General features: G+C 70.5%; 16 protein-coding genes and 1 pseudogene. 12 read left to right on the top strand and 5 right to left on the bottom strand.

The genetic code is table 11. The annotated features are described in order from the left end of the window. The first annotated feature begins 437 nt into the window (after positions 1 to 437). The 4 genes from ACGFML_RS26285 to metG all read left to right on the top strand — a co-directional run bounded on the left by ACGFML_RS26285 (position 438) and on the right by metG (position 6,513). The gene (locus ACGFML_RS26285; protein ID WP_393547653.1) at positions 438 to 1,637 is read left to right on the top strand and encodes a DUF1266 domain-containing protein; all 1,200 of its coding nucleotides are present in this window, start codon (positions 438 to 440) and stop codon (positions 1,635 to 1,637) included. Between the two features lie 189 nt (positions 1,638 to 1,826). Next, complete coding sequence (locus ACGFML_RS26280) at positions 1,827 to 2,762, top strand: hypothetical protein (protein ID WP_393547651.1); 936 nt, start codon at positions 1,827 to 1,829, stop codon at positions 2,760 to 2,762. A 254-nt stretch (positions 2,763 to 3,016) separates the two neighbouring features. Beyond that, positions 3,017 to 4,588, top strand: a complete 1,572-nt coding sequence (locus ACGFML_RS26275) for an MFS transporter (RefSeq protein ID WP_393547650.1) — start codon at positions 3,017 to 3,019, stop codon at positions 4,586 to 4,588. 212 nt (positions 4,589 to 4,800) lie between these two features. After that, positions 4,801 to 6,513 carry a methionine--tRNA ligase gene (gene metG / locus ACGFML_RS26270; RefSeq protein WP_393547648.1) on the top strand — a complete coding sequence of 571 codons (1,713 nt, stop codon included), beginning with the start codon at positions 4,801 to 4,803 and terminating at the stop codon, positions 6,511 to 6,513. 158 nt (positions 6,514 to 6,671) lie between these two features. Here the strand turns inward: metG and aspS are convergent, their stop codons facing one another. Next, positions 6,672 to 8,444, bottom strand: coding sequence for an aspartate--tRNA ligase (aspS, locus tag ACGFML_RS26265; RefSeq protein ID WP_393547646.1), 1,773 nt, complete (start codon positions 8,442 to 8,444; stop codon positions 6,672 to 6,674). A gap of 282 nt (positions 8,445 to 8,726) precedes the next feature. On the opposite strand from aspS, the gene ACGFML_RS26260 reads away from it, so the two are divergent. Further along, the gene (locus tag ACGFML_RS26260) at positions 8,727 to 10,949 is read left to right on the top strand and encodes a SpoIIE family protein phosphatase (protein WP_393547644.1); all 2,223 of its coding nucleotides are present in this window, start codon (positions 8,727 to 8,729) and stop codon (positions 10,947 to 10,949) included. Here the strand turns inward: ACGFML_RS26260 and ACGFML_RS26255 are convergent. From ACGFML_RS26255 to ACGFML_RS26245, 3 genes and pseudogenes are all read right to left on the bottom strand, one after another. After that, positions 10,880 to 12,013: pseudogene (locus tag ACGFML_RS26255) on the bottom strand (AI-2E family transporter); the annotation flags it as partial. The gene ACGFML_RS26260 and the pseudogene ACGFML_RS26255 overlap by 70 nt on opposite strands. A 102-nt stretch (positions 12,014 to 12,115) precedes the next feature. Beyond that, positions 12,116 to 13,072: a pirin family protein gene (locus tag ACGFML_RS26250; protein WP_393547642.1), complete on the bottom strand. Its 957-nt coding sequence runs from the start codon at positions 13,070 to 13,072 to the stop codon at positions 12,116 to 12,118. A gap of 153 nt (positions 13,073 to 13,225) precedes the next feature. Continuing rightward, positions 13,226 to 13,699, bottom strand: a complete 474-nt coding sequence (locus ACGFML_RS26245) for an SseB family protein (RefSeq protein WP_393547640.1) — start codon at positions 13,697 to 13,699, stop codon at positions 13,226 to 13,228. Positions 13,700 to 13,891: 192 nt separating this feature from the next. Between ACGFML_RS26245 and ACGFML_RS26240 the strand changes: the two genes are divergently transcribed. From ACGFML_RS26240 to ACGFML_RS26210, 7 genes are all read left to right on the top strand, one after another. Further along, positions 13,892 to 15,718, top strand: a complete 1,827-nt coding sequence (locus ACGFML_RS26240) for an acyl-CoA dehydrogenase (protein ID WP_393547638.1) — start codon at positions 13,892 to 13,894, stop codon at positions 15,716 to 15,718. A gap of 235 nt (positions 15,719 to 15,953) precedes the next feature. Then, positions 15,954 to 17,297 carry a M18 family aminopeptidase gene (locus ACGFML_RS26235; protein WP_393547636.1) on the top strand — a complete coding sequence of 448 codons (1,344 nt, stop codon included), beginning with the start codon at positions 15,954 to 15,956 and terminating at the stop codon, positions 17,295 to 17,297. A 1-nt stretch (position 17,298) separates the two neighbouring features. After that, a complete protein-coding gene (locus ACGFML_RS26230; protein WP_393547634.1) occupies positions 17,299 to 19,221 on the top strand; it encodes a BTAD domain-containing putative transcriptional regulator in 1,923 nt (640 codons plus the stop codon). Between the two features lie 147 nt (positions 19,222 to 19,368). Further along, on the top strand, positions 19,369 to 20,031 hold the full coding sequence (locus tag ACGFML_RS26225) for a DUF4232 domain-containing protein (RefSeq protein WP_393547633.1): 663 nt from the start codon (positions 19,369 to 19,371) through the stop codon (positions 20,029 to 20,031). A gap of 326 nt (positions 20,032 to 20,357) precedes the next feature. Further along, positions 20,358 to 21,398 carry a hypothetical protein gene (locus tag ACGFML_RS26220; protein WP_393547631.1) on the top strand — a complete coding sequence of 347 codons (1,041 nt, stop codon included), beginning with the start codon at positions 20,358 to 20,360 and terminating at the stop codon, positions 21,396 to 21,398. A gap of 274 nt (positions 21,399 to 21,672) precedes the next feature. After that, entirely contained in the window at positions 21,673 to 22,395 is a 723-nt protein-coding gene (locus ACGFML_RS26215) for a helix-turn-helix domain-containing protein (protein ID WP_393547629.1), read from the top strand. A gap of 167 nt (positions 22,396 to 22,562) precedes the next feature. Further along, positions 22,563 to 23,252 (top strand): hypothetical protein, encoded by a 690-nt coding sequence (locus tag ACGFML_RS26210; protein ID WP_393547628.1) that lies wholly within the window; start codon positions 22,563 to 22,565, stop codon positions 23,250 to 23,252. Between the two features lie 91 nt (positions 23,253 to 23,343). Here ACGFML_RS26210 and ACGFML_RS26205 read toward each other — a convergent pair whose 3' ends face one another. Beyond that, positions 23,344 to 25,179 carry an NHL domain-containing thioredoxin family protein gene (locus ACGFML_RS26205; protein ID WP_393547626.1) on the bottom strand — a complete coding sequence of 612 codons (1,836 nt, stop codon included), beginning with the start codon at positions 25,177 to 25,179 and terminating at the stop codon, positions 23,344 to 23,346. Positions 25,180 to 25,338: the final 159 nt, after the last annotated feature.

The following is a 25,338-nucleotide window of genomic DNA, read 5'->3' as shown; positions in this document are numbered from 1 at the left end:
CAACGAACGAAAGGCAGGGGGCGGGAGGTTGTGCGGCCACGAGTGGTTCCTGAATCGCAAGCATTCTTGACGTAGAGGCAGCACCGAAATCTCGCCCCCAGCCGTCTCAAGGGAAGACTCGACAGTCGGGGCCAGAGGGTGGAGGACCACTTCTCCCTCACCTTCGATGTCCACACATGGTCCGCCGCGTCGACGCGCTCCGGGAATCCGGATCGCTCCCACAGGAGTTCGGAAAGATCTCCGCACCGTGACCCGACATCGGACGGAGGGCGTCTCGACTTTCCCCGTGCGAGGACGGCACCGGCGTATCAGCCGGCTACGGGTCAACGCATGGAGGTGCCGACGACTCGGGCAGCTGCGAGCAGTACAGGACCGACAAGCGGGGCAGGTGACAGATGCACCGGGCCCGGCATTCGATGAGATGAGGAGAATTCAGGGTGAACGGGGTGGGGACTCCTTGGATACCGGCCACGGACGTCGAGCAGGGGCTGTTGGAGGCCCGCTCCCGTGGGGATTGGTCGGCCTATTTTGATGTACTGGCCGGCACGCATGTCTTTTTGGCGGACGGGCGGCGCGAGGTCGACGCAGGCTACGGCGAATCAAGCGTTGGTGCGGAATGGTGGAATCCGGCGATCGGGCAGTGGTGCCTGACCGTCGTGACGGAGGGCATGCTGCCCGTGCCGAGTGCCGAGGTCGTCTTCCACAGCCCGCATCTGCATCAGCTCGGAGAATGGCTGGCCTTGGAAGGCTGGTGGCTCGCAGTCAATCCGGGGACGCCCTGCGAGGGGTATTTCCCGCCGAACCCGCAACTGTGGCGTACGCACATGGACCGCGTGAAGACGCCGGATCAGACGAAGCGACTGCGGGCCATCCGTACGGGGCCGACACATGGCCCAGTGGCCCAGGGGCTGGCTTGCGGTGTGCAGCTGTGCATCAACAACGGGTTCCCGTGGAACATGGTCAATTGGCACGGCGCGGGATACAGGGGCGAGCGGAAATCGCTCAAGGAGTGGTGGGGGATCGAGGACCGGGCGGGCTGGCTGGCGCAGCAGGAGGCGTTGCTCAGTCCTGAGGTGAGCAATTCCTATTGGGAGTTCGTGCTCATGGTGCGGCAGGGGGTCGCGCGAGCGTCCGGGCGCCCGATGGTGGATGCCATGACCTGGCGGTCCGCCACGCAGCAGGTACTGCAGGCGGAGGGGAAGAGCAACAAGGACATCAAGAAGGCCGACGGGATCATCGGAAAGATCCTGCGGTACGAGGCGCGCTTCCGGGCCGACGGGATTCTGGCGGAGGACCAGTGCGTATCGTCGGTGCGGGCCTGGTATTTGGGGCGGGCCTCGAACATGGCGCGGTGGGGATTGGGCGCGCGGTTCTGCGAGATGGGGGAGACGGAACAAAGGCTCGTCCGGACTGCGGAGTTGAGCAGGGCGGCGTACGACTCCTGGGCCGACTTCGGGCTGGGGTTCATCCTCGGCCGCTGCCTGCACTTCGACAAGGAACGGTTCGGGAGTTGGTTCACCGAGATGGTGGACGTGTACCGGACACTCATGTCGGATCCGGGCAGCCCATGGCTCAACATTCCTTGGTACGGGGACCGTCCCGGCGACGTACCCGGAATGATGGCGGCCGGTCACTGAACCGCACCGGCCACTTCCCCCGGCCTCGAATTGCCAACTCCCTGCCGATGAGTGGTAATCGGCGATTGCCCATCGGTAGGTGGCGGAGATTCTTCGCGGAATTCCGCAGCCTGATCCTCACCGCACACACAGCACACTGCGCACCACACACCGCACCCCGCGCTGTCGCGCCGACCCACAGGAATCGATATGTCTGATGTCAGTGGCCCCTACGGGGCGCCGCCGCCCGGCTCTCCCTCTCCGGGCGGCCCCGGGGCGCCCGGCCACCCCGCGCCCCAGGGGGCCTATCCGCCCCCGCCGCCCCCGCCGGGATACGGCCCCCCGCCCCAGCAGCCGTATCCGGGGCCTGCGCCCCAGCAGGGTTACGGCGTCCCGTCCCAGCAGGGTTACGGCATCTCGACACAGCAGGGTTACGGCATCCCGCCCCAGCAGCCCCCGTACGGCTACGGCGGTCCCATGGGGCCGCCGCCCCCGCCCAAGAACAGCACCGGCAAGGTGCTGGGCATCATCGCCGCCGTCGCCGCGGTGGTGGTCGTCGGTTCGGCAGTCTTCACAGCGGCCTTCGGGGGCGGCGGAAGTGGAGGGGGAAGCGGGAGCGGGAGCTCGGACGCGTCGGATGCCGGGCCCAAGGACAAGGTCGTCATTCCGCAGTCGGTGAACGGCGGGAAGTACAGGCTCGACCAGGACATCAGCGAGAAGGCCGACTCCCAGGTGCCGGATCAGGGGGCGAACGGCGACCGGGTCAAGACCGTGGGCGGGCAGTACAGCGGCGGCATGAAATCGGTGGTCCTGGTCGGGATGTACGGAACGATCAATGACCCGCAGTCCACCATCGACCACACGATCCGTGGCATGAAGGACGCCGGTGCCGAGCCGGGCGTCGCGGAAGCGAAGATCACCCCGACCGGCGCCAAGGAGCCGCTGACCTGCGGAGTAGTGGTGAAGACGCAGGCTGGGCACCGTATTCCGGTGGTGTTCTGTGTGTGGGCGGACCACAGCACGTCGGGCAACATCGCGCGGACGGATGCGGCGCATCTCGACGCCGATCCGGAGTCGCTGGACGTCACGGCCTTCGCCGCCGAGGCCGCGAAGATCCGGGACGAGGTGCGGAAGCCGGTCGGCTGAGGCGCGGAAGGCGTCCGGCCGGGCAAACGGGGAAGGCGACGGCGCCGCCCCGAGAGCAACCGCCGGACGCCCCCGGCCCCCGACCCCCGACCCCCGGCCCCCGGCCCCCGACCCCCGACCCCCGACCCCCGCACAGCAGGCGAGCCCCCGCACCTTTCCCTAGGCTGATGGGGTGATATGCCCCGCTTCGCCCGACGCTCTCATCGGTGGGTGCGCGACCGGGGCAGCCGTACCAGCCGAGTGAGGCGGGCCCGATGAGTGACGCCAGCCGAGAGGGAGGCCCAGCGACGCCCCCCGGCGCCCGCACACCGAGCTGGGCGGCCCCGCCCGACCCCCGTCGCTGGTGGGCCTTGGTGGTGATCGCCATCGCGCAGCTGATGGTGGTGCTGGACGCGACGATCGTGAACATCGCACTGCCGTCGGCGCAGCGGGATCTGGGGATCTCGGACGCCAACCGGCAGTGGGTGATCACCGCGTACACGCTTGCGTTCGGCGGGTTGCTGCTGCTGGGTGGGCGGATCGCGGATCTGGTCGGGCGGAAGCGGACGTTCATGATCGGGCTGGTCGGGTTCGCGGTGGCGTCCGGGCTGGGCGGGGCGGCGCAGGGGCCGGGGCTGCTGTTCGGGGCGCGGGCGCTGCAGGGGGCGTTCGGGGCGCTGCTCGCACCGTCGGCGTTGTCGCTGCTCACGACGACTTTCACGATCGGGAAGGAGCGGAGCAAGGCGTTCGGGATCTACGGGGCCATCGCCGGCGGCGGCGCGGCCATCGGGCTGATCGCGGGCGGCCTGCTGACCGAGTACCTGGACTGGCGCTGGTGCCTGTACGTGAATGTCCCGGTGGCCGTGATCGCGCTGGTCGGCGCGATGATCTTCCTGCACGACCGGCCCGATCGTGGCGGCGCCCGGCTGGACGTCCCCGGCGTGCTGCTGGGGTGCGGCGGGCTCGTCGCGATCGTCTACGGGTGCAGCGAGGCGCAGCCGCGGGGCTGGGGTGACGGGCGGGTCATCGGGCTGCTGGTGGGCGGCGTGGTGCTGCTGGCGCTCTTCGCGTGGTGGCAGACGAGGGCCCGCTATCCGCTGCTGCCGCTGCACATCGTGCGCGACCGGAACCGGGCCGGCGCGTTTTCGACCATGGCGCTGGCGGTCATCGCACTGTTCGGACTGTTCCTGTTCCTGACCTATTACCTGCAGACCGTGCTCGGATATTCGCCGGTCAAGACGGGGATGGCGTTCCTGCCGATGACGGCGGCGATCGTCATCGGCTCGACGCAGATATCGGCCCGGCTGCTGCACCACCTCGCACCCCGCCTGCTGATGGTGCCGGGCGCGCTGCTCGCCGCCGTGGGGATGTATCTGCTGACGTATCTGACCGCCCGGCCCGCGTACGTCTCGCACGTGCTGCCCGCCGAACTGCTGGTCGGCCTCGGAATGGGGCTGATCTTCATGCCGGTGATGGCGACGGCCACGTCCGGGGTGGCACCGCGGGACTCCGGAGTCACGTCGGCGACCGTCAACACCGCACAGCAGGTGGGCGGTTCGATCGGCACCGCGCTGCTGAACACGATCGCGACGTCGACGAGCGCGACGTACATCGCGTCCCATCTCGCGGAAGCGGCGCGGCGGACCGGGGGACAGGGGCTGACGCCCGCGCTGCGGAACGGGATCGTGAAGGACGGGGTGGTGGACGGCTTCACGGTGGCCATCGGCGTGGGCTCGGTGATCATGTTGCTGGCCGCCGTCGTGGCCGGGCTCATGATCAATGTCCGGGCCCCGAAGCACGCCGCCCCGACCCTCGCCCCGCGCACGTCCGACGACGCCCGTCGCTGAGCCCCCCGCACCAGTCACCCCAGCGCCCTCCGGCCCCGCCACGCACGGCCGCGCCCACCCTCCCGGCGCGCCGCAGGGGCCGGCGGAAGCATGAGGGCGGCCGCACCCCGCCCCGGAAAAGCCCGCGCAGGGCCCCACCCCCCGTCCAGTACGATATTGACGTTCCGTAAAGCAAATCATCACTCACCGTAGCGACTTGGGAGCAGCCGGCAATGGCTCGACACCTCATCACCAGCGCCCTTCCGTATATCAACGGGATCAAGCACCTGGGCAACATGGTGGGGTCCATGCTCCCGGCCGATGTGTATGCGCGCTATATGCGGCAGCGCGGGCACGACGTGCTCTACATCTGCGCGACGGACGAGCACGGCACCCCGGCCGAACTGGCGGCCAAGGCCGCGGGGCAGTCGGTCGACGCGTTCTGTGCGGAGCAGCACGACAAGCAGAAGGCGATCTACGACGGCTTCGCCCTGGAATTCGACTACTTCGGCCGGAGTTCGTCGCCGGAGAACGTCGAACTGACGCAGCGCTTCGCACGAAAGCTCCACGAGAACGGCTTCATCGAGGAACGCGCCATCCGGCAGGTCTACTCGAACGCCGACGAGCGCTTCCTCCCGGACCGCTACATCGTCGGCACGTGCCCGCACTGCGGCTACGACAAGGCGCGCGGCGACCAGTGCGAGAACTGCACCCGGGTGCTGGACCCGACCGACCTGATCGACGCGCGGTCGGCGATCAGCGGCAGCGGCGACCTGGAGGTGCGCGAGACCAAGCACCTCTTCCTGCTCCAGTCGAAGCTCCAGCACGAGGTCGAGAAGTGGATCGACGACAGCAGCGCGGACTGGCCGACGCTGGCGTCCTCGATCGCCCGTAAGTGGCTGACCGAGGGCCTCCAGGACCGAGCGATCACCCGTGACCTGGACTGGGGCGTTCCGGTCCCCGCCGATGTGTGGCCCGAGCTGGCGGCCGAGGGCAAGGTCTTCTACGTCTGGTTCGACGCGCCGATCGAGTACATCGGGTCGACCAAGGAGTGGGCGGACCAGGCGCCCGAGGAGCGCGACTGGAAGTCGTGGTGGTACGAGGCCGATGACGTCCGGTACACGGAGTTCATGGCCAAGGACAACGTGCCGTTCCACAGCGTCATGTTCCCGGCGACACAGCTCGGCACCCGCGAGCCCTGGAAGAAGGTCGACTTCCTCAAGGCCTTCAACTGGCTGAACTACTACGGCGGGAAGTTCTCCACGTCGCAGCAGCGCGGCATCTTCACGGACGCGGCGCTGGAGCTGCTGCCGGCCGACTACTGGCGCTACTTCCTGATCGCCAACGCCCCCGAGTCGGACGACACGTCCTTCACCTGGGAGCTGTTCTCCTCGTCGGTCAACAAGGACCTGGCGGACACGCTCGGCAACTTCGTCAACCGGGTGCTGTCCTTCTCGCGCAAGCGCTTCGGGGACGAGGTGCCGGCGGGCGCCGAGGCCGGGGCCGCCGAGCAGAAGCTGGGCGAGGAGATCGCCGCCCTGCTGACGGAGTACGAGGGCCACATGGAGGTCCTGCAGTTCCGTAAGGCGGCCGCCTCGCTGCGCGCCCTGTGGAGCGCGGGCAACTCCTACCTCGAGGAGAAGGCCCCCTGGCTGGAGATCAAGACCGACAAGGACGCGGCGGCACTGACGCTGCGCACGGCGATGAATCTGATCCACCTGTACGCGATCGTCTCCGAGCCGTTCATCCCGTCGTCGGCGAAGGCCATGCGGAGCGCGTTCGCCCTGGAGAACGACACCGCCGTGTGGGTCTCCCCGGACGAGGCGAAGGCGCTGGCGTCGGTGCCGGCCGGGACGCCGTTCACGGTGCCGCCGGTCCTGTTCGCCAAGATCACCGAAGACGACCTGGAGTCGTATCGCGAGCGGTTCGGCGGCGACGAGGCGTAAGCCGTCCGCAGCAGGTGAGGACGCCCCCGTGCCGGATGCCGGCCCGGGGGCGTCCGGCGTCCGCCCGGGCGCGTCCGGCGTCCGCCGCCATGCGCTGCGGACACGGCTGGGGCCCGGAACCGAAACGGTTCCGGGCCCCAGCCGCCGTACGGCCGGCGTTACTTGAGCGGCTGCTTGCGGATGCTGAGGTGCAGCTCCTTCAGCCGCGCCTCCTCGACCTCCGACGGCGCGCCCATGAGCAGGTCCTGGGCGTTGCCATTGAGGGGGAAGGCGATGGTCTCGCGGATGTTGGGCTCGTCGGCCAGCAGCATGACGATGCGGTCGACGCCGGGGGCGATGCCGCCGTGCGGCGGGGCGCCGAACTTGAAGGCGCGGAGCATGCCGCCGAACTCGGCCTCCACCGTCTCCTTGTCGTAGCCGGCGATCTCGAAGGCCTTGTACATGACCTCGGGCTCGTGGTTACGGATCGCGCCGGAGGACAGCTCGGTGCCGTTGCAGACGATGTCGTACTGCCAGGCCAGGATGTCCAGCGGGTCCTTGGTCTCCAGCGCCTCCAGGCCGCCCTGCGGCATGGAGAACGGGTTGTGGGAGAACTCGATCTTGCCGGTGTCCTCGTCCTTCTCGAACATCGGGAAGTCGACGATCCAGCAGAAGCGGAACTCGTCCTCGACGAAGTGGCCGGCGCGCTTGGCGGCCTCGACGCGGACCGCGCCCATGATCTTGGAGACCTCGTCGAACTCACCCGCGCCGAAGAAGACGGCGTGGCCGGGCTTGAGGTCCAGGGCGTCGGTCAACGACTTGACGTCGTCCTCGGTGAGGAACTTGGCGATCGGGCCGCTCAGCACCGTCTTGCCGGCGTCCTCGCCGACGCGGACCCAGGCCAGGCCCTTCGCGCCCTGCTGGACCGCGAAGTCACCCATCTGGTCGAAGAACTTCCGCGGCTGGTCGCCGGTGTCCGGCACGGCCAGGGCGCGTACGTGCTTGCCCGCGAAGGCCTTGAAGCCGGAGCCCGCGAAGACCTCGGAGACATCCACCAGCTCCAGCTCGGCGCGCAGGTCCGGCTTGTCGGAGCCGTACTTGAGCATCGTCTCGCGGAAGGGGATGCGCGGGAACGGGGAGGTGACCGTGCGGCCGTTGCCGAACTCGGTGAACAGCTCGGTCATCAGCTTCTCGACGGGCTGGAAGACGTCCTCCTGCTCGACGAAGCTCATCTCGACGTCGAGCTGGTAGAACTCGCCGGGCGAGCGGTCGGCGCGGGCGTCCTCGTCGCGGAAGCAGGGCGCGATCTGGAAGTAGCGGTCGAAGCCGGCGATCATCAGCAGCTGCTTGAACTGCTGCGGGGCCTGCGGCAGGGCGTAGAACTTGCCGGCGTGCAGGCGCGAGGGGACCAGGAAGTCGCGCGCGCCCTCGGGGGAGGTGGCGGACAGGATCGGCGTCGCCATCTCGTTGAAGCCGAGGGCCACCATCTTGTGGCGGATGGCCGAGATGACGGCCGTGCGCAGCATGATGTTGCGGTGCATGCGCTCGCGGCGCAGGTCGAGGAAGCGGTACTCGAGGCGCTTCTCCTCGTTGACGCCGTCGTCGGCGTTGATCGTGAAGGGGATCTGCTCGGCGGCGCCCAGCACCTCGACCTCGGAGACCTCGATCTCGATCTCGCCGGTCGGCAGGTCGGGGTTGACGTTGTCCGCACCGCGCGCGCTGACCCTGCCGTCGATCCGGACGACGGTCTCCTTGGTCAGGGAGCCGAGGGCCTCGTTGGCGGGGGTGCCGGGGCGGGCCACGAGCTGCACGAGACCGTAGTGGTCGCGGAGATCGATGAAGAGGATGCCACCCAGGTCACGTCGATTGTGCAGCCAGCCGCTGAGGCGGACGTCGGTGTCGACGTCCGCGGCCCGGAGCTCGCCGCAGTTATGGGACCGGTACCGATGCATCGCTCATCCAAGTCGTCGCGATCGAGGTGGGGAGTTGTGGGAGAGAACCGACCACAAGGCGGAAACCGAAAGGCTCGTTCGCCTGGTCGCTCACCCCGTGGATCACCCGAAGGGCCACCCCAGGATTGACATAACCGCTCCAGGTTACCGTCCCTGGTCCCGGCCCTTCATTGACATATACGCATCACCGTCACGCCGGAGGGAAACCCGTCCGCGCGGCCGGCGCGACTGTCGTCTCCGGCTCGCTGGTCGAGCCCCGGGAAACCCACCTAAAGTGAGGCAATGCGCACCGAGGAACTCCTGGCCGCCCTCGCGACCGGCCTGTGGCGCTGGGACAGCGCATCGGGGCAGGTGTCCCTCGATGCCGAAGCGGCCCGACTGCTCGGGCTGCCCGAGGCGTCGGCGGAGCTCAGCGAGGCCGCCGTACGGTCCCGGTTTCATCCCGTCGACTTCGCCGAGATCAACGGGGTGGTGCAGCTCGCCGTCGCTGAGGAGACGGTCGCCGAGGCCCGGCTGCGCATCGTGAACGAGCGGGGCCGGGTACTGCGGATCGTGCGCTCCCGTTCCCGTCCGCGGCTGGTGAACGGCGGCTTCGAGCTGGTCGGCACGTTGCAGGAGGTGCCGGAGCCGCAGCCGGGCACGTCCGCGGCCCACACGCCGATCACCGGCGACTGGCGGCGCTCGCGCGAGGCGTTCCTGCTGGACGCGGGGCGGGCCCTGGCCGAGGCACGGTCCACCGCCGAGGTGCTGCGGGTCGCGGCCGGGCTGTCGATGCCCGGGTTCATGCCGGACGGTCTGGCGGTCTTCGGCATCGAGGGCGACCGGGTCTCGGTGATCGGGCATCACGGCCACGAGCCCGGCGATGAGGCGCCCTTCCTCGACATGCCGCTGACCACCGACTATCCGGCCGTCGAGGTCATCCGTACCGGTCGGGCGGTCTATCTCCCCACCCCCGAGGCCTACCGCCGTCGCTACCCCACCACCTGGCCTCTCGCCGCCCCCTTCGCGCGCACCTCGTGGGCGTTCCTGCCGCTGGTGAACGCCGGCCGGACGATCGGCGCATGGATGGCGGGCTTCGCGCAGCCGGTCACCTTCTCACCGGACGAGCGCTCGGTGCTCACCACCGTTGCCCGGATGCTGGCCCAGGCGCTGGCGCGGGCGGGGGTGCAGGAGTCGCAGCAGGAGCTGGCGCTGGGGATGCAGCGCAGCATGATGCCGACGGTCCAGCCGGACATCCCCGGCATGTCGGTGGCCGCGCGGTACGTCCCGACCGGGGGCGGCCTGGAGGTCGGCGGCGACTGGTACGACATGATCCCGCTGCCGTCGGGCCGGACCGCGCTGGTCATCGGGGACGTCCAGGGACACGACGTACGGGCCGCGGGCCTGATGGGACAGCTGCGGATCGCCTTGCGCGCCTACGCCTCCGAGGGCCACCACCCGGACGCGGTGCTCTCCCGCGCCTCCCGCTTTCTGGCCGGGATCAATGAGACGGAGGCCCGCGGCCAGGCACCGGACCAGCGCTTCGCGACCTGCCTGTACATCGAGGTGGACCCGGCGACCGGGCTGCTGGACATCGCGCGGGCCGGCCATCCCGATCCCGCGGTCCGGCTGAGCGACGGCACGCTACTGGTCCGCCCGACCGTGGGCGGGCTGCCGCTGGGCATCGATCCGGACACCGACTACCCCACGACCCGGTTCGTCCTGGAGCCCGGCGAGACGATGCTGGTGTGCACGGACGGGCTGATCGAGACCGGCGGCCACGACCTGGAGACCGGCTGGGCGCGGCTGCGCGACATCATCGAGGAGTACGACGACGGGACGGGCCCCGAGGGCCTGGAAAGGCTCGCCGACGCGCTCGTCCAGGCCGTGCACGGCCCGTCCTCGCACCACACCACCGGGCCCCTGGTCGACCGGCGCGAGGACGACATCGCCGTGCTGCTGCTGTACCGCGAGGGCGGCAGCTGCGGCGTGGGCGCCGGCTCCCCGCCGGCCCAGCAGCCCGTACGGCGCACCGTGCTGTCCGTGGCACAGGCCGAACCGCAGCGGATCGCGGAGGCCCGCGCCCAGATCCGGGACGTGCTGCACGACTGGGCCGATCCGGACCAGGTGGACTCGGCCGTGCTGATGGTCTCCGAGATGGTCACCAACGTCCTGCTGCACACCGACGGCGATGCGCTGCTGGTCGCCGAGATCTCCGGCAGCAGGGGCGGCCGTCGTCTGCGCGTCGACGTCGCCGACGGCAGCGACGAGCTCCCGCACCGCCGCAGCCCCGGCGAACTGGCGTCGTCGGGGCGCGGTCTGGTGCTGCTGGAACTGCTGGCCGGTGCGTGGGGGGTGGACCCGCGCGGGGACGGCAAGTCGACGTGGTTCGAGCTCTACGAGGCGGCGGGAGGATCCGGCGTCGCGCCGGTCGGTCCGGCAGGAGCCGGGTCGTCGGAGCCGGGGGAATCGGGGTCGGGTGAGCCGGGGCCCTGCGGCCCGTCCATGCCGGAGCCCGCCGTGTAGTGCAGGCGCAGCTCGTGGACCACGCCGCAGACGGCGGCGGTCAGCGGTACGGACAGCAGCATGCCGAGGATCCCGGCGACGCTCGCGCCCGCGGTGATCGCGAGGATCACGGTCGCCGGGTGCATCTGGACCGTGCGGCTCTGGATCATCGGCTGCAGGACATGGCCCTCGAGGACCTGGACGGCCAGGACGACGCCGAGCGCCCAGAGCGCGATCACAAAGCCGCGGTCCGCGAACGCCACCAAGATCGCCACCGTGCCGGAGATGAAGGCGCCGAGGTAGGGGATGTACGCGCCGACGAAGACCAGCGCACCCAGGCCGAAGGCGCCCGGCACCTTCAGGATCAGCAGTCCGACGGTGATGCAGATGGCGTCGATCAGCGCGATGAACGTGGTGCCGCGCATAAAGCCTTCGATGGACTGGAAGCCACGGCGGGCCATCCGCTCCAGCTGGGGCCCCGTGGAGCCGGGAGACCAGTCGTGCAGCGCCCGGACGGCCTTGTCCGAGTCGCGCAGGAAGAAGAACGTCAGCAGCAGGGCGAGCACCGCGGCGGCGATGGCCTGGCCCACCACGCTGACGCCGGCCAGCAGCCCGGATGCCGCGGCGCCCCCGAACTTGCCGGCCAGGCTCTTGGCGTTGGCGGTGAGGTCGCCGAGCGACGTGCCGGCCTTGCCGAAGTGCTGGGAGAGGTCCTTGGCGGCCTGCCTGAGCGAGGAGATGATCTGGTCCCCGCTGTCGACCAGGGCGCTGACCACGATGTAGCCCGCACCGCCGACCACGATCAGCAGGACGGCGCAGGTCAGCCCGGCCGCCAGCGAGCGGTTGAGCTTCATCTGCACCAGTCGCCGGTAGAGCGGGCCGAGCAGACCGGTGCCCAGCAGCGCCAGCAGGACGGGCGTCACCGCCGCGCTCAGTTCGACGCACAGCCAGATGCCGACGGCCAGCACGGCCGTGAGCAGCAGCCCCACTACGCACCAGGCCCCGGCACGGCGGGCCGCGAGGGGCAGCAGGGGCCGTTCCGTCAGCGGGCGGCCGTTCGGGCCTTGATCCGAGTCGTTTCGCACCGGGACAGTCCACCACGCCCGGGGGGCCGGAGGCGGGGCCCGAAACGGCAGGGGCGGTGTTTCACGTGAAACACCGCCCCTGCCCGTCTTCCTGGCGCTGCATCAGTGCGCGTCGGCGGGTACCGTCCCGAGTCGCCCCGCCTGGAAGTCCTCGAAGGCCTGGGCAAGTTCGGCGTGCGTGTTCATCACGAACGGGCCGTAGTGCATCATCGGCTCGCGGATCGGCAGCCCGCCCAGCAGCACGACCTCGAAGTTCGGGCTGCGCGACTCCTGGGCCTCGTCCGCCCGGATCGTGAGGGAGTCTCCGTCGGCGCCGAACACCACTGCCTGGCCCATCCGGAAGGGACGACCTTCGGAACCGGCCGTACCGCGCCCGGCCAGGCCGTACGCCAGCGCGTTGAAGTCCGCGCGCCACGGCAGCGTCACCTCGGCACCCGGATTCACCGTCACATGCATCATCGTGATCGGCGTATGCGTGGCGCCCGGGCCCTGGTGGCCGTCGAGGTCACCGGCGATCAGCCGCAGCAGCGCGCCGCCGTCGGACGAGGTCAGCAGCTTGACCTGGCCGCCGCCGATGTCCTGGTAGCGGGGCGCCATCATCTTGTCGCTCTTGGGCAGGTTGACCCAGAGCTGAAGACCGTGGAAGAGCCCGCCGCTCGTGACAAGGGACTCCGGCGGCGCCTCGATGTGCAGCAGCCCGGAACCGGCCGTCATCCACTGGGTGTCGCCGTCGTTGATCACGCCGCCGCCACCGTGCGAGTCGCGGTGCACGAAGGTGCCGTCGATCAGATACGTGACGGTCTCGAAGCCGCGGTGCGGGTGCCAGGGCGTGCCCTTGGGCTCTCCGGGCGCGTACTCCACCTCGCCCATCTGATCCATCATGATGAACGGATCGAGGTGCTTGTAGTCGATGCCGGCGAACGCCCGGCGCACCGGGAAACCCTCGCCCTCGAATCCGCTCGGAGCGGTCGCGACGGCCAGCACGGGACGGGCGCGCGCATCGACGGGTGCCGCCACGCGCGGCAGGGTCAGCGGATTCTCTACGGTCACAGCGGGCATGACGGCCTCCTCGGTCGTTCAGCACTCAACTTAGTTGAATCCTTAACAACTGGCAAGGCATGCGCCATTCCCTATCGGTATGACGTCACGATCTCCGCAGGTCAGGGCGTATCCGGCGAGGACGAGACCGCCGGATTCCCATACGACAGCCGGTCAGCCGTACATCCGCCGCATCGCGAAGTCCACCATCTGCTCCACGGCCTTCGCGTCGAAGACCATCCGGTGATCGCCCTCCATGTCGAGGACGAAGCCGTAGCCGGTGGGCAGCAGATCGAGCACCTCGGCGCCGGTGATCACGAAGTACTTGGACTCCTTGCCCGCGTACCGCCGCAGCTCCTTGAGCGAGGAGAACATCGGGATCACCGGCTGCTGAGTGTTGTGCAGCGCCAGGAAGCCGGGGTTGTCACCGCGCGGGCAGTAGATCTTGGACGTGGAGAAGATGCCCTGGAAGTCCTCGGCCGACATCGAGCCGGTCGTGAAGGCGCGCACCGCGTCGGCGAGGGAGGGCGGGGACGGCTCCGGATAGAGCGGCTGCTCGCCGTAGCCCCCGGAGGGCGGTTGCTGCGGCGGGGGCGGCGGCGCACCGTACTGCTGCTGCCCGCCCGCGTTCTGGTCGTAGCCGTACATGCGCCACAGCGTACTGATTCGGCGTTTCTCCGGGGGACGCTCGTCACAGATGGGTGGTTAGGGGTTGCTTCTTATTACCGACGGGTAGCATCATCGTGGCTACTAGCCGGTATTGCGTATCGAGGTCCCTGCCTCGTTCCGAGGTCGCTTCCTCGTATCGAGGTCCTCCCGAACACTTACGGAGCCGTACCCATGGGGCACTACAAGTCGAATCTCCGCGACATCGAGTTCAACCTCTTCGAGGTGCTCGGCCGTGACAGCGTGTACGGCACCGGACCGTTCGCGGAGATGGATGTCGACACCGCCAAGAGCGTGCTGTCCGAGATCGCCCGGCTGTCCGAGAACGAGCTGGCCGATTCGTACGCCGACGCCGACCGGAACCCGCCGGTCTTCGACCCCGACACCAACACCGCACCGGTGCCGGACACCTTCAAGAAGAGCTACCAGGCGTACATGGACGCCGAGTGGTGGCGCCTGGGCATCCCGGAGGAGCTCGGCGGCACCACCGCGCCCCGCTCCCTGCTCTGGGGCTTCGCCGAGACCATCCTGGGCGCGAACCCGGCCGTATGGATGTACGCCTCCGGCCCGGCCTTCGCGGGCGTGCTCTTCGACGAGGGCACCGAGCAGCAGAAGCACATCGCCAAGATCGCGGTGGACAAGGGCTGGGGCTCCACGATGGTGCTGACCGAGCCCGACGCGGGCTCGGACGTCGGCGCCGGCCGCACCAAGGCCGTCAAGCAGGACGACGGCTCCTGGCACATCGAGGGCGTGAAGCGCTTCATCACGTCCGGCGAGCACGACATGTCGGACAACATCCTTCACTACGTCCTCGCCCGCCCCGAGGGCGCCGGCCCGGGCACCAAGGGCCTGTCGCTCTTCCTCGTCCCGAAGTACGAGTTCGACTTCGAGACCGGCGAGCTGGGCGAGCGCAACGGCGTCTACGCGACCAACGTCGAGCACAAGATGGGCCTCAAGGCCTCCAACACCTGCGAGATGACCTTCGGCGACCGGCACCCCGCCAAGGGCTGGCTGATCGGCGAGAAGCACGACGGCATCCGCCAGATGTTCATGATCATCGAGTTCGCGCGCATGATGGTCGGCACGAAGGCCATCGCGACCCTGTCGACCGGCTACCTCAACGCCCTGGAGTACGCCAAGGAGCGCGTGCAGGGCCCCGACCTGGCCGCCTTCACCGACAAGGCCGCGCCGCGCGTCACCATCACCCACCACCCCGACGTGCGCCGCTCGCTGATGACGCAGAAGGCGTACGCCGAGGGCATGCGCGCCCTGGTGCTCTACACCGCCACGGTCCAGGACGAGATCATCGTCAAGGAGGCCGCCGGCGAGGACGCCTCCGCCGAGACCGCGCTGAACGACCTGCTCCTGCCGATCGTCAAGGGCTACGGCTCGGAGAAGTCCTACGAGCAGCTGGCCCAGTCGCTGCAGACCTTCGGTGGCTCCGGCTACCTCCAGGAGTACCCGATCGAGCAGTACATCCGGGACTCCAAGATCGACACCCTCTACGAGGGCACCACCGCCATCCAGGGCCAGGACTTCTTCTTCCGGAAGATCGTCCGCAACCAGGGTGCGGCGCTGTCCCAGCTGTCCGAGGCCATCAAGAAGTTCCTGGCCGACGGCGTCGGCGGCGAGGGCCTGGAGGGCGCCCGCGGCGAGCTGGCCAAGGCCGCCGCCGACCTGGAGGCGATCGTCGGTGTGATGCTGACCGACCTCGCCGCCACCGAGAAGGACGTCAAGTCCATCTACAAGGTCGGCCTCAACACCACCCGCCTGCTGCTGGCTTCCGGCGACGTCGTCATCGGCTACCTCCTCCTCAAGGGCGCCGCGGTGGCCCAGGAGAAGCTGGCGACCGCCTCCACCAAGGACAAGGCGTTCTACGAGGGCAAGATCGCGGCCGCGAAGTTCTTCGCGCACAACGTCCTGCCGGGCCTCACCGTCCAGCGTTCGCTCGCCGAGTCCACCGACCAGTCCCTGATGGAGCTGGACGAGGCCGCGTTCTAAGACCTTCCGGTCGCCTCCGGCGCCCGTTCTCACAGGTCTCTCAGAAACGGCGTCCAGAATGATGACGACGCCCGCCTCCCTTCCCCCGGGGAGGCGGGCGTCATCACGTCCGGCGCCGGAATCGCACCTTCCGTCCGGCGGCTCGATGTAGATCGCACACATCATGGCCGGAAGGGAGCGGCATCACGCCCCGAGCGCACCGGGAAAGGGGGGTTCGGCTCCTTATGCTGAAGTCATGAGCAACTCCTCCCGCCCGTCTCCCGCCGCCCCTCCAGCGAGCGCTTCGCGCACTCCCTCTCCTTTCGACCACGGCCACACCGACGACCTGATGTCCTTCCTCGCGGCCAGTCCGTCGCCCTACCACGCAGTGGCCAACGCGGCGGAGCGGCTGGAGAAGGCCGGATTCCGGCAGGTCGCGGAGACGGACGCATGGGACGGGGAGAGTGGCGGGAAGTACGTACTGCGCGGCGGCGCGATCATCGCCTGGTACGTGCCCGAAGGAGCGAGCGCGGCCACTCCGTACCGGATTGTGGGGGCTCACACCGACTCTCCCAATCTCCGGGTGAAGCCGATTCCCGACACCGGCGCACGCGGCTGGCGACAGGTGGCCGTCGAGGTGTACGGCGGCACGCTGCTCAACACCTGGCTCGACCGCGACCTGGGGCTCAGCGGCCGGGTGACCCTGCGCGACGGCAGCCACCGGCTGGTCAACGTCGACCGGGCGCTGCTGCGCGTACCGCAGCTGGCCGTGCATCTCGACCGGACGGTGAACGCCGACGGGCTCAAGCTCGACAAGCAGCGGCACATGACGCCGATCTGGGGCCTGGGCGAGGTCGCGGAGGGCGACCTGATCGCGTTCGTCGAGGAGGAGACCGGCCTTGCGGCGGGCGAGGTGCGGGGCTGGGACCTGATGGTGCACAGCATCGAGCCACCCGCCTATCTCGGCCGCGACGAGGAGCTGGTCGCCGGCCCGCGGATGGACAACCTCCTCTCGGTGCACGCCGGTACGGCCGCACTGACCGCCGCGGCGGCCGCCGGGAGCGCGCTGACCACCATCCCGGTGCTGGCCGCCTTCGACCACGAGGAGAACGGCAGCCAGTCCGACACCGGTGCCGACGGCCCGCTGCTCGGCACGGTGCTCGAGCGTTCGGTGTTCGCCCGCGGCGGCTCGTACGAGGACCGCGCGCGGGCCTTCGCCGGCACCATCTGCCTGTCGTCGGACACCGGCCACGCCGTCCACCCCAACTACAGTGAACGACACGAGCCAGGGCATCACCCGATGCCCAACGGCGGCCCGATCCTCAAGGTCAACGTCAACCAGCGGTACGCCACCGACGGCAGCGGCCGCGCGGTGTTCGCGGCGGCCTGCGAACGGGCAGAGGTGCCGTGGCAGTCCTTTGTGTCGAACAACTCGATGCCGTGCGGCACGACGATCGGCCCGATCACGGCCGCTCGGCACGGCATCACGACGGTCGACATAGGCGTCGCGATCCTCTCCATGCACTCGGCACGTGAGCTGTGCGGCGCCAAGGACCCGTATCTGCTGGCGAACGCCCTGACGGCCTTCCTGGAGGGCTGAGTTGGAATTCTCACTGCTGGGCCCGATCGCCGTCACGACCGGCGCCGGAGAGCTACCGCTCGGGCCCGCCAAACGGCGCAGTGTGCTGGCGCTGCTGCTGTTGCAGCCCAACACCACCGTCCCCCTGGAGCAGTTGATCGATTCGCTGTGGGAGGACGAGCCGCCCGAACACGCCCGCACGGTCGTCCAGGGGCATGTCTCACGGCTGCGTGCGACGCTCGCCGAAGGCGGGGCGGACGCCTACGGCATCGAGCTGAACACCCACGGGTCGGCCTATCTGCTGCACCTGCCGGAAGAGCTGATCGACGCCCACCGGTTCGGGGAGCTGGTGACGCTGGCCCGTCCGGAGGCGGCGCCGGCCGATGCCGTGCCGCTGCTGCGTGAAGCACTGGGGCTGTGGCGCGGCCCGGCGCTGACCGGCACGGTCACCAGCCCGCCGTTCGCGGCCGCCGCGCACGCCCTGGAGGAGCGCCGGCTCACGGCCGTCGAGGCGCTGGCGCGGGCCCACGGCGCGCTCGGCGAGGAAGAACAGGCCGCGGCCATCCTCTACTCCGCGGCCGTCAACCATCCCCTGCGGGAAGGGCTGATCGCCGCGCTGATGCGGGCGCTGTTCCGGGCCGGTCGGCAGTCCGACGCGCTGGAGTGGTTCCACCGCACCCGGCGGCTGCTCAACGAAGAGCTGGGAGTCGATCCCGGTGAGCGGCTGAGCGGGGCCTACGAAGAGATTCTGCGCGCGGAGCGGGAACAGGCCCCCGCCGCGAAGAAGGCCACACCGGCACGGGGCGGTGCCGCGGCTCAGCAGCCGACCGCCGGCCGGGCGCCTTCCGGGGCCGGTGCGGGGCGGGTGCCCGAGCAAGGCGGCGCCTCGGCCCCTGCCCGGGACGGCGCCGGGCGCGCGGCGCCGCGGCTGCTGCCCCGGCCGCCCGCCCGCTTCCTCGGGCGGGAGCAGCAACTCGCCTCGCTCACCGACGTGCTGACGGACCACACGACGGGGGAGAGCCCGTTGGCCGTGGTCACGGGTCCGGCCGGTGTCGGCAAGACCGCCTGCGCCGTGCAGTGGGCGCATCTGCACGCCGCGTCCTTCCCGGACGGCCAGCTCTTCGCCGACCTGCGCGGCTTCGGCGAGGGCGGCGAAGCTCCGGCCGCCGAGATCCTGCGTGACTTCCTGCTCGCGCTCGGCACGCCGCCGGAGCGGGTGCCCGGCTCGGCCCAGGCCGCCTCGGCGCTGTTCCGGTCGCTGGTCGCCGAGCGCCGGCTGCTGGTCGTCCTGGACAACGCCAGCAGCTCGGCACAGGTGCGCCCGCTGCTGCCCGGCGGTCCGCACTGTGCCACAGTCGTCACCAGCCGCAGCCGTCTCGACGGGCTGGTGGCCACGGACTGCGCCCGGCCGGTCGGTATCCAGGTGCTGGGCCACGAGGAGGGCGCGGCGCTGCTGGGTGCCATGCTCGGCCCCGAGCGGGTCGCCGAGGACCCGGCCGCCGCCCGGGAACTGGTGGATCTGTGCGACGGGCTGCCGCTGGCGCTGCGGGCCGCCGCCGCCCAGCTCACCGCCCGGCCGCGCTGGCGGCTGGCCCGGCTGGCCGCGGCGCTGCGCGACGAACAGCGGCGGCTGGCCCTGCTGTCGGCGGAGGACACCGGTATCGCGGCGGCGCTGCGGATGTCGGTGGCCCGGCTGTCCGCGGACGACGCCCGGCTGCTCAGCGCGCTCGCCAAGGGTGCGGACGGGCATCTGAACGCCCTGGCGGCGGCGGCACTCGCGGGATACGACCCGGAGCGCACCCAGGACGGGCTGGACCGGCTGGCGGAGATGCATCTGGTGGACGAAGAGGCCACCGACGTCTACACGATCAGCACGCTCACCCAGCTGTTCGCGCGCGACGAGCGGGACGGTCGCGGCGGGAAGGACGGCGGCGGCGCCACCTGAGCGGCCCGCGGAGGGCGTTAGGCGGGCGTTAGCGGAACAGCAGCGGTGGTCGGCAGTGTGGTGGACAGACCACCGCCGGACCGACGAGGGACGGCCGGTGGGGGCCCGGCCGTTCCCGGCCGGGCCGCCGACAGGGGGAGTACCGGAATGCCACGCAGCGACGCCGTCCTCCGCCCCCGTACCGCCCGCCGCCGTACGCTGCGGGCCACCGCAGCCGGGATGACCGCGGCCGCCGCGCTCACCCTCGTCGGCTGCGGCAGCCAGGACGACGCCGATGCTCTCAGGACGCGGCCGGCCAAGCCGTTCCGCCCGGTGTCCCTGGTCGCCGAGGGCACCGTGGCCGGCCACGGCGGCAGCGGGGCCCCGCGGGAGTCCCGCGCCCGGTACGCCGCCTGTGACGCATCGCGGCTGCGCATCGTGGCGAAGCCGCCCACCCGGTCGAGGCATCGCCTGCTGCTGGTGGCCACCAACACCTCCGGCGCCGTCTGCGGCCTCTACGCCGCCCCGCACCTACGGTTCGACGACGCGCGGGCCGCGCTCGCCGGCCTCCCGGGCAGCAGGCCGCGGGCGATGGTCGCGCTCGCCCCTGGCGCGTCCGGATACGCAGCCGTGCTGACCTCCACCGCGGACGGCGCCGGAAGCGACGGCCGCACGGCCGTCGCACTGCGCGTCCGCGTCGCCGGCCGGGACGGCAGGGGCGCCACCGGCGGTACCGCACAGGTGCCGCTGCCGACAGGCCCGGTGCGCCTCGACGGCAGCGCCCGGGTGACGTACTGGCAGCCGGATCCGGGCGGCGCAGCGGCCTGGTAGGCCGCACGCACTCCCCCATGAACCAGGGCGCCCGCAATCCCCCAGCGGGCGCCCTTCCTCGTGCCTCCGCCCGTCGGCGTGCGGCGAACGGTGTCCCGTCATGTCCCGGCGGCACCCGCAGGATGTCCCGCCCGTGGCGTTTTCCGGCACGTCTTCGCAGGTCCACGGCTTGCACATGGTCGAGACGTCCCACGGGACAGGATCCACCGGGCAGCCGCCCCGCGGCGGAACACGATGGTTGCCGTCGCCGCGACCAGACCATCCGGCGGCATACCGAAGGCCGACCGGCCATCTGGCCAACCGGCCGTTCACGGAGGGGAACCGGTATGTACGAGCACCAGCACGGGAACACGCACCCGGCGAACGGCGCAAGTCCGGGGGATGCCGGCGAGAACGGCGTCGAACCGGCGGGCGCGCGCTCCCCGTTCCGCAGGACGATGCTGCGTCGGGTGGTGCCCGCGGTCGCCGCGGCGGGCATCGGCATCGGCGCATTCGCCGGATTCGCCCATGGCAGCGAGGCCGGAGCCGCCGCGACCGGAAACACCGCGGCGCCGACGAAGCTCTCCCGCGACACCGCCCCCCGGGCCGCCGGCGCCTCGGCGATCACGGCGCGAGCCGCCGGCGCCGGGTCCGCACGGCAGGCCGCGGCCGCCGACTTTCCCACCTGGGGTACGCGATGGGTGGTCCATGCGACCGCCGACACCAACTCCCCCTCGGTCGGGATGATCAACAAGTCCGCGGCGGGGCAGGACCGGATCACCGCGGACTACCAGGTCGATACCGGCCGCAAGGTGTGTGAGGGCAGCGCCTGCTCGACGTTCATGGCGCACATCACCGGCCCGGTCAGCGGGTTCCTCAGCGTGGTCGCGGTGGACATCCCGCAGGACCGGCTGCCCGGGGTACCGGTACAGGGCAGCCCGCAGCCTCCGCTGCCCGGCGGCACCCGCCAGGAGGCCCTCAACCGCGCCGCGACCTGGCTGACCGCCAACGGCGGTGCCCAGGTCCCGTACAGCCAGGCCAAGGTCTGGAAGGACGGCTACCGCCAGGACTGCTCCGGGTATGCGTCGATGGCGCTCGGGCTGCCGACGCCGGGCACCAACACCGTGGGGCTGGCGACCAACCGCGGTATCACCCGTCCCCTTTCGGTCGGCGAGCTGAAGCCCGGTGACCTGCTGATCGACGCCTCCGGCGACAACAACACCCGGCATGTGGTGATCTTCGAGAAGTGGAACAACGACGCACACTCGTCGTACACCGCCTACGAGCAGCGTGGTGGGCACGGCACCGACCACCGCAGCCTGACGTACGGACTGCCCGGCGGTGACGCGGAGTTCAAGCCGTACCGGCCGGTGAAGTTCGGCGACTGAGTCCGCTGCGGGCGGTGGTGTTTCACGGAGAACATCAGGCTGTTTCACGTGAAACGTCACCAACTCATCCGGGTCCGGTCCGGATCGCGTAACGAGGGGTACTTCCGCCACAGGGGAGCGGAAGTACCCCTCGCACGCGCATGTCCGTTGTGCTGAAATGCCAGATGTGCCTGGCAATCAGAACCAGCCCGCAAACGTCCGCCGCAAGCCATTAGCCCCTCTGCCCGACGAACTCACCGGACCGGTAAGGGACTTCGTCTGTGCACTGCGCCGCATGCACGGCGAACTGGGCTACAGCCTCAAGGACATAGAGGGCCGGCTGCCCGCCAGCCGCTCCTCCCTCTCGCGTTACCTGCGAGGCCAGAGCCTGCCGGACGAACGGCTGCTGGTGCAGTGGTGCAAGCTCTCGTTCACCGGCGAGGACCGACTGCCCGCCCTGGTCGAGCTGCTGCACCGGGCACTCGAGGCAGCGGACACCCCACCCTTGCCCTCGCCGGCCCCGGAGACCGGAGGCGATACCGGGGCGGGGGAGACGAGCGCCGAAGAGCCGGCAAGCCGGCGACGGCTGCCACTGGTGCTCGCGGTGGTGGGCACGGTCGCGGTGCTGGCCGCCGCCGCGTTCGCCGTGCCCGCGCTGACCGGTTCCGGAGCGGACGGCCCCCAGGGCACGGCGGCGGGCACCGGCTCCGCCCGGATCACCGTCCACAATGTCGAGCGGGACTGCCAGCGCAGCCGCGGTGCGAACTGCGCACTCGGGCTGGCCCGCGACCCGTATGTGCCCTACCACCGGTCGAACGTCGTCGGCCATGTCTGGCACGGCGATGTGCTGCACGCACGCTGCCGCATCGCCAACGGCATCACGGTCACGGACGAGGCGGGCGGCCACAGCAGTATGTGGTTCCAGGTCGATCATGACGGCAAACAGGTCTGGATGCCCGGCATCCGGATCCGCCCGGAACAGCTGGAGAACAGCGGTTTGCCCGCCTGCCCGGACTGACTCTCACAAGCCACCCGAACCTCGCCCAGCCCCTCCGATTCCCGTCTGAACCGGACGGATACGCCGCCATGCACCGGCCGTGGCGGCGCGACCGAACCTCGCTATCGTGGCGGTGCCATGACAGACATGACGCACTGATCCGCAGTGACTTCCAGGGGGACCCGCCCATGACCGCACGCCGCTCCCGCCGATCCGCCGCGTATGCCGCGCTGGCCCTCGGCCTCGCCGGTTCGCTCGCGCTGACCGGCTGCAACAGCCACTCTTCCAAGAAGTCGAAGAAGCACTCCTACTCGTCGTCCTCGAAGAGCAAGAAGCGCAGGATCATCGGCGGTACCGGCGCAGCGGCGGGAGCGGGCGCCGCGGCGAGCCGCACACGCCCGTGCACGGTCCCTCCGGGCTCGTTCAAGCTCACCGCGGCCGGCGCGTCGGGGCCGAGCCATGTGATCGTGCGGTACCACAACATTCGCAGCGCCTCCTGCTACCTCTACAACGCCCCGATGCTGTTCTTCCCCGACTCCAAGAAGGAGGAAGGGTACGACCGCACCAAGCCCCTGGGGTTCTACGAGGGCGGACCGGGATTCCTGAACGGCCACCGGATCGAGGTCAAGGGCGACGGCTACGCCTACGCGAGCGTCCCGACCAAGACCGCGTCGGACAAGGGCACCCGGCAGAGCATGATGTACCTGGGAGCCATGGCCCCCTCACAGATCAAGGTGCGCTCGACGGCCACGCCCCGCCGCTTCGGCCAGTACAAGAGCATGTGGCCGTCCCTCGGCAAGACCGCCAAGGTCAGCGACTGGTACCTGGACCAGCACACGGCCGAGACGCAGTCCGACACCGCACTGTCCGACAAGTGACCCGCGCTCGCAGATGACGTGAGCAACGCCGCGGCGCCGGTTTCACGTGAAACCGGCGCCGCGGCGGGCCGGGCTCCCCAAACGACAGGCCCTAGCCCTCCGCGTCCAGCCCGGCAAGGACCAACGCCAGCCTGGGCGCCCCGCCGTCGACGATCCGTACCGGCACGCCCCAGTCCTGCTGGTGCACATGGCAGGCGGGGTACTCGATCGCCGGGTCGTCGTCGCAGGACGCCGCCATGGCCGAGACATGCAGCACGCCCTCGGTCACGCCGTCCGCGAGGATGAGGTCCCGCCCGAGGTCGGTGTCCGGGCCCGCGCCGTCCGCGAGGAGTTCCGGCGGGGTGGCGCTGACCAGCAGCCGCGTCGAGGGACCGTAGCGGGTGTCGAGCTTCTGACCCGCAGGCGCCTGGAAGACCACGTCCAGCCGCAGCCTGCCCGGGGCCACCTCGGTGGCCGCGCGCTGCGTGCGGTGTGCCACCGATTCGACGCGTACCGCCTCCTCGGGGAGCCGCAGCCGGGTCAGGCGGTGCCGCGCGGACTCCACCACCACGATGTCGTCCTCGGCCAGCACCGCCGCCGAGGGCTCCCGCAGGTCCGTCGCCAGCGTCGTCACCTCGCCGCTCGCCGGGTCGAAACGGCGCAGCGCGTGGTTGTAGGTGTCCGCGATGGCCACCGAGCCGTCGGGCAGCGCCGTGACACCCAGCGGATGCTGCAGCAGCGCCTGGTCGGCGGCGCCGTCGCGGTGCCCGAAATCGAAGAGCCCGGTGCCGACGGCCGTACGGACCTCGTAGCCGTCGCCCTCGTCCGCGCGCTGCACCCAGCGCACGGCGCTGGTCTCCGAGTCCGCGATCCACAGCCGGTCGCCCGCAGCGGCGAGGCCGGACGGCTGGGCGAACCAGGCCTCGGTCGCCGGGCCGTCCACCAACCCCTCATTGGTGGTGCCGGCCGCGACCTGGACCGTGCCGGCGGCCGGGTCGTACGTCCACAGCTGGTGCACACCGGCCATCGCGATCCACAGCCGGTCCTGCCACCAGGCGATGTCCCACGGCGAGGAGAGATCCACCTCGCGGGCCGGCCCCGAGACGGGCGAACCCTGCCACCACTGCCGGCCGGTACCCGCCACCGTCTCCAGCGTGCCGGCCTCGGGGTCGAAAACCCGGATGGCGTGGTTGACGGTGTCCGCAACGGCCACCTTGCCGTCGGGGAGCAGCGCCAGGCCCTGCGGCTCGTTGAAGGAGTCCGCGTCCAGCCCGCGCTCGCCGCTACCGATCCGGCGCAGCACCTGCTCGCCGTCCGCCGCCAGCTCCACGAGCTGGTTCCGGGTGGTGTCCGAGACGAGGAAGCCGCCTGAGGGCAGCCGTACCGCCTTGCCCGGGAACCGCAGATCGGTGGCGACCGGCTCGGGCGGTACGTAGGGGCCGTCGCCGCGGCGCAGCGTGCCCTTCGCGCCGTGCTCGGCCACCAGCTCCTCGACGAGCCTTTCGATGGCGTGTGCGTGGCCCTCGCCCGCGTGCTGGGCGACGACATAGCCCTCCGGGTCGATGACGACGAGGGTGGGCCAGGCGCGCACGGCGTACTGCTTCCAGGTGGCGAGCTCGGGGTCGTCGAGGACCGGGTGCTCGACGCCGTAGCGCTCGACGGCGTCCACGACCGCCTGGTGCTCGGCCTCATGGACGAACTTGGGGGAGTGCACGCCGATGATCACGACGGTGTCGCGGTGGCGCTCCTCCAGCTCGCGCAGCTCGTCCAGGACGTGCAGGCAGTTCACACAGCAAAACGTCCAGAAATCTAGCACTACGCAGCGACCTCGAAGATCGGCAAGCGTCAGGTTCTTCCCGCCCGTGTTGAGCCATCCGCCCTTCCCAACGAGCTCGGGGGCGCGGACGCGGGCACGGTGGCGGGCCGTCGGCTGTTCCTGGTTGCTCATGTGTCCAGGATGCACGGGCCGGCTGAGGACAGCGGACCGGGGCATGGCAGAGCCCCGCCTATGCGCCATGGGACAGCGCACGGACGGGGCCCGCCAATCAGTGCTGGACTTGTGCGGGAGCGTCCTGGGCTCGCAGCTCAGCCAGCCGCCTTTGGTACA

It is taken from the genome of Streptomyces sp. NPDC048650 (assembly GCF_043199095.1).
Taxonomy (GTDB): domain Bacteria; phylum Actinomycetota; class Actinomycetes; order Streptomycetales; family Streptomycetaceae; genus Streptomyces.
This window is presented reverse-complemented; position numbering and strand designations above follow the sequence as displayed.